A 12,766-nucleotide genomic window follows, 5' to 3' on the forward strand; every position below is an offset into this window, starting at 1 on the left:
AAGCGTCGGGGTCCGCCGCGGCCCCCGAGTCCGTCTCGGGGCCCGCGACACCCGCGAGCGGCGACGCGTCGAGCGCGGCGCCGACGCCGACGGCCGGAGAGAGCACGGACCCCGGCAGCGCGCCGCCGCCCGCCTCGCACAGTTCGGGCACGCACTCCACGCCGCCGAGCAAGGACGCCGCGACGCCCGCTGCCCCGGCTGCCAGCAGCCGCTGCCACACCTCGGAGCTGTCGGCCTCGGTCGGCCCCAACGACCCGGGCGCGGGCCAGGAGAACTTCGCCCTGGTCCTCACCAACCGCTCGGGCCGCACCTGCACCGTGCACGGCTTTCCCGGCCTGGCGTTCGTCAACAGCGCGGGAAAGCAGGTGTCGGGGAATCCGGTACGCACCGGCTCGTCGACCGCGGCGGTGCGCCTGGCACCCGGGCGCAGTGCCTGGGCGCCGCTGAGCTTCACCAACCCGGGCGTCACCGGCGCCTCCACGGTGACACCGGCCGCCGTGCGGCTCACCCCGCCCGACGAGACCGCGTCGATCAAGGTCACCTGGTCCGGCGGCCCCGTGCCCAACCCGCAGAAGAACTCCGTCCCCAAGGTCGGTGCGTTCAACCCCGGCACCGCTCCCTGAAGGTGCCTGTCCCCGAGAAGGCTGCTGTCCCCGCGTGAACTTTCCCGGCGCGGGCGGCATCGAATGTGTTGTCCGGCTCGACGGTTCGACGGAGAGAGGCGACAGAGATGATGAAGTACGACGGAACGCACGCCACGGGCAAGCGGATGACGCGCAGGATCGTCGTGGCCGCAGCGGCCACCGCCCTGGCGGCCGTGACCGGCGTCGGAGCGGCGCAGGCGGGCACCGCGTCAACCGGTGCGGGGGCCGCGCTGCCGACCTGCACCGCCGCGGGTCTCGCGGCCTCGCTGCACCAGCCGCTGGCCGGCGGCATGAACCACCAGGGCGCGGTGCTGGAGCTGAAGAACACGAGCAGCCACACCTGCGCGCTGCTCGGATACCCGGGCCTCGGCCTGGAGAACGCCCAGCACAAGGCGCTGACGACGCGCACCGACTGGGGCTCGACCTGGTACGCGGGCAATCCCGGCAAGAAGCTCGTCGAGCTGAAGCCGGGCCAGGTGGCCCAGGCGGTCCTCGCGTGGACGCACGCGAACACCGGCACCTCGGGTGCGGCGCACGCCTCCTACCTGGAGATCACGCCCCCGGCGTCCACCACGCACAAGACCGTGGCCTTCAAGAACTGGGCCGACCACGGGGAGCTGGCCGTGACGGCCCTGGCGCACCACATCGCCGTCACCGACTGACCGGCCCGTAGATCTGGTCCAGGTCCAGCGGTGCGGGCGGCGGCAGCGGCCGCGCGCCGTCCGCCCGGAAGGACTGGAGCAGATAGCCGACCAGCCGCCGGGTCGCGGCCGGGGAGCCCTGCCGCGAGCGGGCGATGACACCGCCGTTGGCCAGCAGCACGAGGGTGACGTCCGTGTGGTCGAAGTCCGCGCGCAGCTGCCCGGCGTCCTTGGCGCGCCGCACCAGCTCGGCGAGGCCGCGCTCGGCATGGCTCCGCTGCTGGTCGAAGGCGGTCTCGTCGGGGAACTGGGTGAGGAAGGCGTCGGTGAAGCCGCGGTCGGCCGCCTGCATCAGACACACCTTCTCGACGACGGAGCAGAAGCCGCGCCAGGGGTCGGGATCGGCCAGCGCCTCGTCGAGTACCGCCACGCAGTGGGCCAGTTGCTCGGTGAACGCCTCGGTGACGAGCGAGGCGCGGGTGGGGAACCGCCGGTACAGGGTCGCGACCCCGACCCCGGCCCGCCGGGCGATCGTGGTGATCGGCGCGTCGATCCCGTCGGCGGCGTACGTCTCGCGCGCCGCCTTGAGGATGCGCTCCCGGTTGTGCCGGGCGTCGGCGCGCAGCGCGGCCGGCTCCTGAGAGGGCTGAGCAGGCATGTCTCTCACTTTCACTCAGACGGAAGGTGCCTTCCGGTTGTCGCGTTAACGTGATGACAGTCTAAGTGGAAGCCCCTCGCCACTTGTGCTGCCCGGTTGTCGGCAGCGGGCGGGGAAGAGAACAGGAATCCCAGATGAACGAGATGCGCGCCGCGCTCTACGACAGCTACGGTCCGCCCGATGTGCTGTACGTGGGCAACACACCGGCGCCGTCCCCGGGACCGGGTGACGTGCTGGTCCGGGTCCATGCGACGAGCGTCAACGGCGGCGAGCTGGCCGGCCGCGCCGGACGGGTACGCCTGGTGACCGGCCGCAGCTTTCCGCAGCGGACCGGCATCGACTTCGCCGGCGAGATCGCGGCGACGGGCGGCTCGGTGACCGGGCTGCGGGAGGGCGACCGGGTGTGGGGGGCGCTGCCGCGCGGCCGGTTCGGCAGCACGGCGGAGTACGTGACCGTCCGCCCCCGGCAGCTCTCCTTCGCCCCCAAGGGCAGCACCCTGGTGGAGGCCGCGTCGTTGCCCGCGACCGGTACGACCGCGATCACGGCCCTGAAGGCCAAGGCACGTCTCGCCCCGGGCGAGCGCCTGCTGGTCCGGGGCGCCAGCGGTGGCGTCGGCAGCGTCGCCGTCCAGCTCGGCAAGGCGCTCGGCGCCCATGTCACCGCCCTCGTGGGCCCCAAGAACCTCGACTTCGTGCGCGAGTTGGGCGCCGACGAGGTCCTGAGCTACGCGACGACAGGACCGTCCGAACTCGGCACGTTCGATGTCGTGCTGGACACGGTCGGCAGCGAACACGCCGCGTACCGGAAGCTGTTGGCCCCGGGCGGTCGCATGGTGTCCATCGCCTTCGACCTCGACCGGCTGCTGCCTTCGCTGTCGTACCTCGTCACCTCGACGGTCTACGGATCGCGCCGGGTGCGCTTCTTCAGCGGCAACCCCCGGCACGATCTGTTCGCCGAACTGGCCGGGTACGTGGAGAGCGGTGCGATCCGCCCCGTCGTGGACACCGTCCACCCGCTCGACGGCATCGTGGCCGCGCACCGGGCGCTGGAGGCGGGCGGCGTACGGGGGAAGCACGTCGTCCAGATCGTGTGACGACGACGGCCACGACGACGGCGGGCGGGCCGGAGCACGGCCCCGCCCGCCGTCGCTGACGCCTCGTCAGGGAGCGGGGAACACCGCCGGCTTGGCCGGGGTGTACAGCCAGGTCTGGAAGAAGTCGCCGAGGTCGTCCCCGGACAGCTTCTCCGCGAGCCGCTGGAACTCGGCGATGGTGCCGTTGCCGTACCGGTGCTTGGCGGGCCACGCCTTCAGCAGGGCGAAGAAGTCGTGGTCGCCGATGGTGGTGCGCAGTGCCTGGATGGCGACGGCGCCCCGGTCGTAGACGGCGTCGTCGAACTGGTTCTGCGCCCCGGGGTCACCGGGCTTGACCGTCCAGAAGGGGTCGTCGGCCGGGTGCGCGTCGTACACCTGCTGGGCGAGTTCCTGCGGGGTGCCGGTCTTCTCGTGCTCGGCCCAGAGGTACTCGGCGTAGCCGGCGAAGCCCTCGTTCAGCCAGATGTCGGACCAGCGCGCGAGCGAGACGTCGTCGCCCCACCACTGGTGCGCCAACTCGTGCGCGACCACGGAGGTGTCGGGGCCCTTGGCGAAGAACTTCGGGCTGTAGAACGGCCGGGTCTGCGCCTCCAGGGCGAACCCCGACGTCACGTTCGGTACGTAACCGCCGACGGAGTCGAAGGGGTACGGGCCGAAGTAGCCGCTCAGGAAGTCGATGATCTCGCCGGTACGCTCCACGCTGGCCCGGGCGTTGGCCGCGTTCGCGCCCAGATCCTTGCTGTACGCGTTGACGACGGGCACGCCCGCGCGGGTGCGGCTGTGCGTGATGTCGAACTTGCCGACGGCGAGCGTCGCGAGATACGTGGCCTGCGGCTTGCTCTGCCGCCAGTGGTAGCTGGTGAGGCCGCCCGCCGTACGCGACGACAGCAGCGAGCCGTTGCTGACCGCCTGCGAGCCCTTGGGCACCCGCACGGTCACGTCGTAACTCGCCTTGTCCAGCGGGTGGTCGTTGCTGGGGAACCACCACCACGCGGACTCGGGCTCGTTGGCCGCGACCCCGCCGTCCGGGGTGCGCTGCCAGGAGGTGAACCCGTAGCGCTTCACCGTGGACGGCACACCCGAGTAGGTGACGGCGACGGTGATCCGGTGACCGCGCGAGATCGGCCGGTCGGGCGTGACGACGAGCTCCTGTTCGCCACTACTGGCGAACCGCGCGGTACGGCCGTTGACCCGTACCTTGCTCACGTCGAGTGCGAAGTCCAGGTCGAAGCTGGTCAGCCCCTGGGTCGCGGTCGCCGTGATCGTGGCGGTGCCGGACAGCCGGTCGGTGGCCGGCTGGTAGTCGAGGTTCAGGTCGTAGTGCGAGACGTCGTAGCCGCCGTTCCCGTAGGTCGGGTAGTACGGGTCGCCGATACCGGGATCCCCGGGTCCGGCCCCGGCGGCGGACGCCGGGATCGCCAGCATCAGGCCGAGGGCGACGGCAGTGGACGTGATGACTCTCTTGCGCACAGAAATTCCTCCGACGCGATGAGCAGAAGATGGCAGGTACACGGTGACTCTAGGAAGGCGAAGTGCCCTGGTCACCCGAATTCCTCCGCTGTCGCAGAACTTTCACGTGGCGCAACAAGCCGCGCCGGGCGTCACGCCACAGCGCGCCGCACGATCCGTACCCGGTCAGCTCAGCAGCCGCAGTGTCGTCGCCGACGTGTTCAGGCGTAGCGACTGGCCCCAGGTCAGTTCCAGCGCGTCGCTCTCCATGCCGTCGCCGAAGGCGATCAGCCGGTCGGACTCGACCGTCAGGCGCAGCGAGTCGCGGCGGGTCAGTACGCCCTCGACCTGGGCCGTGCCGGTGGTCGGTGACGGCCATGCCTCGCGTACGTACCAGACGAGCCGGGGGTCCGTCGGGGCCGGCGGGGGCAGTGCGGTGGCGCGTTCCTGGCGCAGGGAGCTGAGCCAGCCTGTGGCGCCCGTTCCCGTGCCGACGAGGACGCCCGACGACGCCTGCTGTTCCATGGGCACGGAGCCGTCGTCGGGGCCGATCCGGTAGCGGGCCGTCTGGTGGCTCGCGCTGCCCACGTAGATCTCGTTCAGCGCCAGCAGCCGCTGGGTGTCGTCGGTGACCGCCTCGACCATGGTGAGTTCGTCGTACGTGCCGGACGCCGCGACGGCGGCCCGCAGCAGCGCTGCCGTGTCGGACGCGCGGTGGCGGACCAGGACGCCGGGGTTGCGGCCCGGGTCGGTGTCGATGCCGATCACCGGCTGTCCCGCGAGGTACTTGGCCGCGTTCGCGACGAGACCGTCAGGGCCGACGACCACCACCACGTCCTCGGGGGCGAAGAGGAAGCGGTCCAGATCCGCCCGCTCCACCTGCGCCTGCCGCCACCGCAGCGGTACGGCCGCAGCGACCTGCACCAGGGCCTGGCGCAGCCGTTCGTGGCGCAGCAGCACCTCGTCGATGCTCCGGCCGCGCGACGAGAGGAAGAACGCGGCCTGGCCGTGCGTGCCGTGCCGGGCGAGCAGCTCCTCGTACTCGCTGATGCGGCGCACCAGCACGGCGCGCGGCGCGAGACTCACGGCCGGGCCCCGTCCGCGTTGCCCAGCCGGCTGAGCAGTCCGGTCAGGACGTCGGGGGAGAGGGTCAGGTTGTCGATGTGCGGCAGGTTCCCCGCGACCAGGGTCGCGGCGAGCGCGTGCAGGGTCGCGGTGTCCACCTCGGCGTGCGCGCGCAGCCAGGTGGTCTGCGCCGCGGCCCGCGCGTCGCCGTTCTCCCGCGCGGCCTCGGCCTCCGCCTTGGCCAGCCGGACCGTACGCGACGCCTCGGCCTCGGCCCTTACGGCGTCGGCCGCCGCGCTCTCCTCGGCCTCCCGGCGGGCGTTCGTGCCGTGCTGCTCGACCAACTCCTCCTCGCGGCGGGCCAGTTCGATCTTGCTGGACAGTTCGTTCTCGGCGATGGTCCGCTCGCGTTCCACCGCGACCGCACGCCGTTCGTAGGTGGCCCGGTCGGCCTCCTGCTGGATCAGTTCGCGTGCGGGGGTACGCAGCGCACGCTCGACGTCCGCCTCCGGGCGGATCGCCACGACCCGGGTGGCGACGACCTCGATACCGGTGGCCGGCAGCCGGGGCTCGGCCGTCAGCCCGGCGCCGATCCGGTCGCGTACGGAGGCGACGCCGTCCGCGAGCGCGACCGCGAGGGGCGTACGGGAGAGCACGTCCAGCGCGTGCTGCTGCGCCGTCTCGGTGAGCAGCGTGCCGAGCTGTTCCAGCGGCGCGGCCCGCCAGCCGCCGCTGTCCGGGTCGACCGAGAAGTCGACCCTGCCCGCCGCGACGGCCGGGTCGCTGATCCGGTACGTGACGGTGGCCTGCACGGTCACGTCCTGGAAGTCGGCAGTCCTGGCGTGGAACATCATGGCCAACTCGCGGTCCTCGACCGGTACTTCCGAGATCGCGGCGGAGAGCGCGCGGAACCAGAAGCTCTGTCCTGGGCCGTCGTGGACCAGTTCGCCGCGCTTGTGGTGGCGGATGTGGGCCGTGGGCGCGGAACGCAGATGGCGCCAGCCGAAGCGCCGGGTGATGTCGGCCATGGGAACCCCCCTTGGGTCGGTGACCTTTTCGTCAGTACGACGATAGCGGGCCGCTTCGTTCTCGTCAACGAGACGAAATGGGGTGACGATGACGGTGGCGACGATTACGCGGATGCGGCAGCGCGGGGCGTGTTCCAGACTGGAGCGAAGGACGCGCCCACAACGATTCGGATGCGCCGATGCATTACGTACGTGAACTGATGAGTACGAGCCTCGTCACCGTGCCGCCGTACATGTCCCTCACGTCCGTGGCCTCCTGCATGCGCGACGCGGACGTGGGATGTGTGCTGGTCACGTCGGACGAGGGGGTGCACGGCATCGTCACGGACCGCGACATCGTGGTACGTGTCGTCGCCGAGGGCACCATCGCGGGCCCCGCGGTGGCCCTCGCCGCCGTCTCCGGGGATCTGACCACCGTCGGTCCCGACACGTCGGTGTGCGAAGCGGCGGAGACCATGTCCGCCCACGGGCTGCGCCGGCTGCCCGTCGTGGCGGACGACGGGCACCTGGTGGGACTGCTCACCCTCGGCGACCTGGCCGGGACGGCGCACGCGCACGAGGTGCTGGCCGCACTGACCGGCTCCGAGGCCAACCACTGAACGAAGCCGGTCGGCGAACCGATCGCTGGGGCCTGCTCAGCCGAACTCGGCGTAATCGTCCAGGACTTCACCGATGATGTGCCGGTTGACCGCCGCCAGCGCCGGGTCCGACCCGACCGACTGGCTGAGCACCAGCATCGCCTTCCACAACGCCCAGCCCCTGGCCCGCGCCCAGGTGCCCGCGTCCTGCGCGACGGTGCGCCGGAACGCTTCCCTGCTGTCCCCCGAGAGCATCCCCCAGGCGATGACCAGGTCACAGGCGGGGTCACCGACCCCCGATGTGCCGAAGTCGATGACGGCCACCAGCTTCCCGTCCTTGACGAGCAGATTGCCGGGCGCGATGTCACCGTGGAACCAGACAGGATCGCCGGTCCACTCCGTGGCCAGCGCGGCCTCCCAGACGGCCGCCGCACGCTCGGTGTCGATCAGCCCCTTGAGCGCGGTCAGACAGCGGCGGGTCTCGTCGTCGTAGTGGGCGGGCGACGCCCCCCGGTACCAGCTGTGCTCCCCGCCGAGCGGCCCGCCGGTGGCGTCGCACCGCTGGAGGGCGAGCAGGAACTCCGCCACCGAGATCGCGAACTGCCGCCAGTCGCCGACGCGTTCCGGCTGGGCGGTCTCGCCGTCCAGCCAGCCCCGTACGGACCACGGGAAGGGATATCCCTCGCCCGGAACCCCCGCACCCAGGACCGGGGGGATCGCTACCGGCAGCGACGGCGCCAGCAGGGGCAGCCAGCGGTTCTCCTTGGCGACGGCCGGAACGTAGCCGGCGGCCGTGGGCAACCGGACCGTTAGCCGCTCGCCGAGGCGGTACGTACGGTTGTCCCAGCCGTCCACCGAGACCGGTGTGACCGGCAGCCCGCCCCACTGCGGAAACTGCGCGGCGATCAGTCGTTCGACCAGGGCCGCGTCGATTCCGGCGCGACCGTCCGGGGGAGTTGAGAGCATCCGCCGATCATCACCTCCGGGCCCCTCCCCGGCAACGCAATTTCGCACCGTGCCGCGCACGTGGCGTTGATCCGTGATTCTCTGGAAGAAGAGGCAGGATCCGACCCGTGGACCGAGGGATCACCCATGGCGGACGAGAGTGTGCGGTATCCGGGGCTGATCGTGCCGGTCGGGCACGTCGAGCCGGTGCCCCGGCGCGTCAGGGGGACGGTCGGCGGCCGCATCGCCTTCGACACCCGGCGCGCGCTGTACGTCTGGGAGCGCCGCCCGTATCCCCAATTCAGCATCCCGGTCGAGGACTTGGTCGACGGAACGCTCGTCGACGAAGGGCACAGTGAACAGCGCGGCGCCGGGTCGGCGCGGCGGCACAGCCTGCGGGTCGGCTCCGAGCTCCGGGCGGGCGCCGCGTGGGTCTGGGCGGACGACGCCCCGGAGCCGCTGCACGGCACCGTCCGTTTTGAGTGGGTGGCGCTGGACTCGTGGTTCGAGGAGGACGAGCTGGTCTTCGTCCATCCGCGGAGCCCCTACGCCCGCGTCGACACGCGGCGTTCCTCCAGCAGCGTCCGCGTAGAGGTCGACGGGGTCGTGCTGGCGGACGCACCGCACTGCGTCAAGTTGTTCGAGACGGGCCTGCCGACCCGGTACTACCTCGACCCCCCGTACGTGGACCTGACCAGGCTGCGCCCCACCGACACGGTGAGCAGCTGCCCGTACAAGGGCACGACGAGCGGCTACTGGTCGTTCGACAGCGAGGTCGGCGCCCATGAGGACATCGCCTGGGCGTACGACCACCCGACGAACCAGGTCGACGGCGTCGCCGGCATGATCACGTTCTACAACGAGCGCGTCGACCTGTACGTCGACGGGGCGCTGCTGCCACGGGCCAGGTAGCCCCTCACACCTCGCCAGCCGCGGCCCGCGCGATGTCCGGCGCTTCGAGCGGCGGCCGGCGCAGATCGAGACGGTCGGCCCGGAAACCCGCCATCACCACGGCCAGATGGCGTTGCCACACGTCCGGATCGACGGAACCGGACGTCTCGATGACTCCGCGCAGCGCCCAGACGGCCATCGCCACGTCCGTCAGGGTGAGTTGGCTGTTGACGGTCCCCGAGCGCTGTGCGCCGGCCAGCAGCTCGGCGGTCATCTCCTGGAGCTTGCTGACCTGTTCGGGCCGCGCCAGCTCGCCCCACGACCGGGGCAGGATCCCGCGGCTGGTGGCGATCTGCCAGCCGACGGTCCGCAGGAACTCGCCCAGAGCGACGTCCGGTTCATGGCGGCCCGCCTCGGCGGCGAGGCGCAGCAGCTTGTCGTAGAAGGCGGAGACGAGTTCGGAGACCAGGGCGTCCTTGGAGACGAAATGCCGGTAGAGCGTGGCCGGACCTATCCCCGCCTCCCGCGCGATGACCTCCATGCTGACGCCAGGACCGGACGTCTGGAAGGCCTCCCGGGCCGCTGCCAGGATGCGCTCCCTGTTCTCGGCGGCGTCCCGGCGCTGTGCCCGCCGCACGGGCCGTTTCCGCCCGGCGGGCGGTGCGCTGCCGTCCGGCCCCGGCGCGCCGTGCTCGTCCATCGAGACTCCTCATGAGAACGGATCCCGTAACCGATAGTATCACTCTCGGTTACGGGATCCGTTGTCATGTCTCTCAGCCGTGCGACACGGTGAGCCCGTAGAACGCGACGCGCGCGCCCTTCGTGGTGCTGTCGGAGGACGACTGGTTGTAGGAGCCGGCCTTGAAGTACTGCTTGTAGGCGTTGAAGGACGACGGGATGGCGTAGTGCGTCGTGCTGCCGTTGACCGTCAGGTCGATCGTGTTGCCGCCGGACACGGCGATCGTGTACGTCCACGTCTTGCCGATCGACACATGACCCACGGTGTGCGGGGTCTGGCCGCCGTCCGGCGAGTTCTCGATCCCCGCGACGATGTCGCCGTTCGAGTGGTAGTACAGCTCGATCAGCGGTTTCGTGGACGAACCCCCGCTGCCGAGGTGGATCTGCCCGACGCAGACGTTCGACGTCACGGACACCACGCGCAGCGTCGCGCTCAGCCGGTGGGAGCCGCTGAGCGACCAGTCTGCCGCGCTGCCGTTGCTGTTCATCTCACGCAGCTCGGACCGGGCGTAGTTGGAGTTCGGCGTGGTGACGCCCTTCTCCGGCGCCCAGAAGGTCATGGCGCCGTCGCGGGTGTCGGTGTAGAAGTACGAGTCCTGGAACCCGTTCGCCCCCTGGAGCCGGGACGACGAGATGGTGGTCGGCGAGCCGGGGGAGCCCACCGGCTCCTGGAGCTGCCAGACCGACAGATTGAAGTTGCCGCCCGGCGCGACCGACGGGTCTGCGGCTATGGCGGCGTCGGCGTTCGTGCCGCTCAGGAGAGTGAGCGAACCCGCGAAGGCCATGGCGGCCGCTGTCGCGAGCAGTTTGGAGCGGATCATCATGTGGGGGGTCCTTCGGCGCTCGACGGTGTGTGGGGTGCACCAGGTCTAGTCCAATAGGCGCCACATGTAAGTAACACGCACCGCTCGACCGGTCAACACCCCCGTCGCCAAAGGCCGTACCCGCGGAACGCCGAGCGTCAGTCGCCCTGCTTGAGGAGCGCTTCGAGCCGGGGCACGGTCTCCTGCGGCAGCTCCGCCTCGGTGACCAGCCGGTCCATGATCAGCGAGTACTGGTCGATCTCTTCCTGCTTGTCGAGATAGACCGCGCCGGTCAGCTGCTCCAGATAGACCTTGTCCGGCAGGTCCGGCTCGTTGAAGCGCAGGATGGTGATCGGCGTGCCGGCCGCGGCTCGCGCGCCCACGCTGAACGGCGCGATCTGCAGTGTGATGTTGGGCAGCCGGGTCACCTCAAGAAGGTGCTCCAGCTGTGCGCGCACCACCTTGGCCCCGCCGAAGGGGCGGCGCAGGACCGCCTCGTCGACGACCGCCCAGAGCGTGGGGGCGCCCGGCCTGGTGAGCAGCTTCTGGCGCTCCATGCGCAGTTCGACCAGGCGGTTGATCTTCGAATCGGACGCGTCCGGGTAGCCGAGTCGGGTGACCACACGGGCGTAGTCGGGCGTCTGGAGGAGACCGGGCAGGAACTGGACCTCGTAGGTGCGGATCAGCGAGGCCGCCTCTTCCAGGCCGATGTGCAGCTCGAACCAGTTCTCCAGCACATCGCTGTACTGGTGGTACCAGCCCGGCAGATTGGCCTGCCTGGTCATCTCCACATATTCGGCGCGCTCTTCGTCGCCGAGGATGCGATAGAACGTCAGCAGGTCAGCGACGTCCTGCTGCTTGAAGCCGACCTGGCCGCGCTCCATGCGGGTGATCTTGGCGTCCGACGCCCGGATCGCCTTGCCCGCGTCCACCCGCGAGATGTCACGCGCCTGGCGCAGCCGCCGGAGTCGGCCGCCCAGCAGGATGCGCAGTGCGGTCGGCCCGATCGGTTGGTCCAAGTAGCGTCGTAACGAAGGCTGTTCACCGGACGGCCGCGGCATGGCGGTCATGACAACTCCCGTAAGTCACTACGCGGACACGAAAGCCCCAGTCTTCCATCCCGCACCCCGTCGCGTACAGCGGGTGGGCTGTTCGCCGCCCCGCGATGCCGCTCAGTGGGTCAGTCCGTCGAACTCTCCGTCCTTGGCCCCGGCCACGAAGGCGGCGATCTCGGCGCGGGTGTAGACCAGCGCCGGACCCTGCGGATGGCGGGAGTTGCGGACCGCGATGCTGCCGTCGGACAGCTCGGCGACCTCCACACAGTTGCCGCCGGGGGCGCTGTGCCGGCTCTTGCGCCACGCCGCGCCGTCGATCTGGTCCGACCGTGTTCCGTTCTCGAACTCTGTCATTCCACCCACTCCTTGCTGACTCGCGCGCCTGACCAGGCGTCACCCGAATGCAATTGCATCTGCACTTGAGGCCGCAACTGCACTCCAACGACTGTAATTGCAGATGCAGTTGCGGCACCATCCTTTGGAGGGGGATAGTGGGCGCCGATCACCCACGTGTCACCACCGGCCCCCACGGAGAACGCGATGACATCTGGCTCAACCGGACCCTTAGGCGCATTACCGGGCGCTCCCGTCGGCCGTCTGCTGGAGCGCGTGTCGCGCGACGCGTTCCCGTTCGACGAGCCGGACACGACAACTCCGGACACCTCGGCCGGATTCACCGCACGCGCGCTGTCGGCCGACAGACAAGCGGTGGGCGAGGGGCGCCGGTTCACCGGGACCATCCTGAACCGCTGGGCGCTGAGCCCGCTCGTGGACAACGCGGCGCTGATCGTCTCCGAACTTCTCAGCAACGCCCTGCGGTACGGACTCGGCGGCTTCCCAGCCTGGTCCTCTCCTACGCAAGCCGTCTGGCTGGGCCTGATGCGCCGCGAGGGCACGGTGCTGTTCGCCGTGTGCGATCACAGCGCCCGCGTTCCCCAGGTCAAGGAAGCGGACCATCTCGCCCAGTCGGGACGAGGACTGCACATAGTCGACTGCCTCAGCGACACCTGGGGCTGGACCACCCCCGACACGGACGGGAAAGCGGTCTGGGCGGCCGTCTCGTGCCGGCGCGAGAGCGAAGGCGCGCGGCTCTCACCGCGCCACGCACAAGGAGCGGGACGGCTCAGGTGAGGTGAGCCGTCCCGCTCCTTGTCCGCCGTCAGGCGCGCGGAGTCTG

15 protein-coding genes are annotated in these 12,766 nt (G+C 70.6%); 6 read left to right on the forward strand and 9 right to left on the reverse strand.

Annotation, left to right across the window (positions count from 1 at the left end; genetic code table 11):
• Together HY68_RS32930 and HY68_RS32935 are read left to right on the forward strand one after the other, a co-directional pair.
• Positions 1–623: DUF4232 domain-containing protein (locus HY68_RS32930; protein ID WP_052457392.1), on the forward strand; the 623-nt coding region annotated here is incomplete at its 5' end.
• Positions 624–730: 107 nt separating this feature from the next.
• The gene (locus HY68_RS32935) at positions 731–1,306 is read left to right on the forward strand and encodes a DUF4232 domain-containing protein (RefSeq protein WP_078864061.1); all 576 of its coding nucleotides are present in this window, start codon (positions 731–733) and stop codon (positions 1,304–1,306) included.
• Here HY68_RS32935 and HY68_RS32940 read toward each other — a convergent pair.
• A complete protein-coding gene (locus HY68_RS32940; RefSeq protein ID WP_041998766.1) occupies positions 1,296–1,943 on the reverse strand; it encodes a TetR/AcrR family transcriptional regulator in 648 nt (215 codons plus the stop codon). The genes HY68_RS32935 and HY68_RS32940 overlap by 11 nt on opposite strands.
• A 134-nt stretch (positions 1,944–2,077) precedes the next feature.
• Here HY68_RS32940 and HY68_RS32945 point away from each other — a divergent pair, with 134 nt between their 5' ends.
• Positions 2,078–3,037 carry an NAD(P)-dependent alcohol dehydrogenase gene (locus HY68_RS32945; RefSeq protein WP_042000555.1) on the forward strand — a complete coding sequence of 320 codons (960 nt, stop codon included), beginning with the start codon at positions 2,078–2,080 and terminating at the stop codon, positions 3,035–3,037.
• A gap of 66 nt (positions 3,038–3,103) precedes the next feature.
• Here the strand turns inward: HY68_RS32945 and HY68_RS32950 are convergent, their stop codons facing one another.
• The 3 genes from HY68_RS32950 to HY68_RS32960 all read right to left on the reverse strand — a co-directional run bounded on the left by HY68_RS32950 (position 3,104) and on the right by HY68_RS32960 (position 6,579).
• Positions 3,104–4,507, reverse strand: a complete 1,404-nt coding sequence (locus HY68_RS32950; protein WP_063779735.1) for a M1 family metallopeptidase — start codon at positions 4,505–4,507, stop codon at positions 3,104–3,106.
• 165 nt (positions 4,508–4,672) lie between these two features.
• Entirely contained in the window at positions 4,673–5,572 is a 900-nt protein-coding gene (locus HY68_RS32955; protein ID WP_041998769.1) for an inorganic polyphosphate kinase, read from the reverse strand.
• The gene (locus HY68_RS32960; RefSeq protein WP_041998772.1) at positions 5,569–6,579 is read right to left on the reverse strand and encodes an SPFH domain-containing protein; all 1,011 of its coding nucleotides are present in this window, start codon (positions 6,577–6,579) and stop codon (positions 5,569–5,571) included. Before HY68_RS32960 ends, HY68_RS32955 begins: the two co-directional genes overlap by 4 nt.
• 179 nt (positions 6,580–6,758) lie before the next feature.
• On the opposite strand from HY68_RS32960, the gene HY68_RS32965 reads away from it, so the two are divergent.
• Entirely contained in the window at positions 6,759–7,178 is a 420-nt protein-coding gene (locus HY68_RS32965; protein ID WP_041998775.1) for a CBS domain-containing protein, read from the forward strand.
• A gap of 36 nt (positions 7,179–7,214) precedes the next feature.
• Here HY68_RS32965 and HY68_RS32970 read toward each other — a convergent pair whose 3' ends face one another.
• The gene (locus tag HY68_RS32970) at positions 7,215–8,123 is read right to left on the reverse strand and encodes an aminoglycoside phosphotransferase family protein (protein ID WP_041998777.1); all 909 of its coding nucleotides are present in this window, start codon (positions 8,121–8,123) and stop codon (positions 7,215–7,217) included.
• A gap of 126 nt (positions 8,124–8,249) precedes the next feature.
• Between HY68_RS32970 and HY68_RS32975 the strand changes: the two genes are divergently transcribed.
• On the forward strand, positions 8,250–9,014 hold the full coding sequence (locus HY68_RS32975; RefSeq protein WP_041998780.1) for a DUF427 domain-containing protein: 765 nt from the start codon (positions 8,250–8,252) through the stop codon (positions 9,012–9,014).
• A 4-nt stretch (positions 9,015–9,018) separates the two neighbouring features.
• Here the strand turns inward: HY68_RS32975 and HY68_RS32980 are convergent, their stop codons facing one another.
• The 4 genes from HY68_RS32980 to HY68_RS32995 all read right to left on the reverse strand — a co-directional run bounded on the left by HY68_RS32980 (position 9,019) and on the right by HY68_RS32995 (position 11,943).
• On the reverse strand, positions 9,019–9,693 hold the full coding sequence (locus tag HY68_RS32980) for a TetR/AcrR family transcriptional regulator (RefSeq protein WP_052457395.1): 675 nt from the start codon (positions 9,691–9,693) through the stop codon (positions 9,019–9,021).
• Between the two features lie 73 nt (positions 9,694–9,766).
• Positions 9,767–10,555, reverse strand: coding sequence for a polysaccharide lyase family 7 protein (locus HY68_RS32985; protein WP_198533470.1), 789 nt, complete (start codon positions 10,553–10,555; stop codon positions 9,767–9,769).
• Between the two features lie 137 nt (positions 10,556–10,692).
• Positions 10,693–11,604: a DUF5753 domain-containing protein gene (locus tag HY68_RS32990; RefSeq protein WP_041998783.1), complete on the reverse strand. Its 912-nt coding sequence runs from the start codon at positions 11,602–11,604 to the stop codon at positions 10,693–10,695.
• A gap of 102 nt (positions 11,605–11,706) precedes the next feature.
• On the reverse strand, positions 11,707–11,943 hold the full coding sequence (locus HY68_RS32995; RefSeq protein ID WP_041998786.1) for a DUF397 domain-containing protein: 237 nt from the start codon (positions 11,941–11,943) through the stop codon (positions 11,707–11,709).
• A 255-nt stretch (positions 11,944–12,198) separates the two neighbouring features.
• On the opposite strand from HY68_RS32995, the gene HY68_RS33000 reads away from it, so the two are divergent.
• On the forward strand, positions 12,199–12,720 hold the full coding sequence (locus HY68_RS33000; protein WP_063779736.1) for an ATP-binding protein: 522 nt from the start codon (positions 12,199–12,201) through the stop codon (positions 12,718–12,720).
• The last annotated feature ends 46 nt before the right edge of the window (positions 12,721–12,766 follow it).

The sequence above is a fragment of the Streptomyces sp. AcH 505 genome, assembly GCF_000818175.1.
GTDB lineage: Bacteria > Actinomycetota > Actinomycetes > Streptomycetales > Streptomycetaceae > Streptomyces.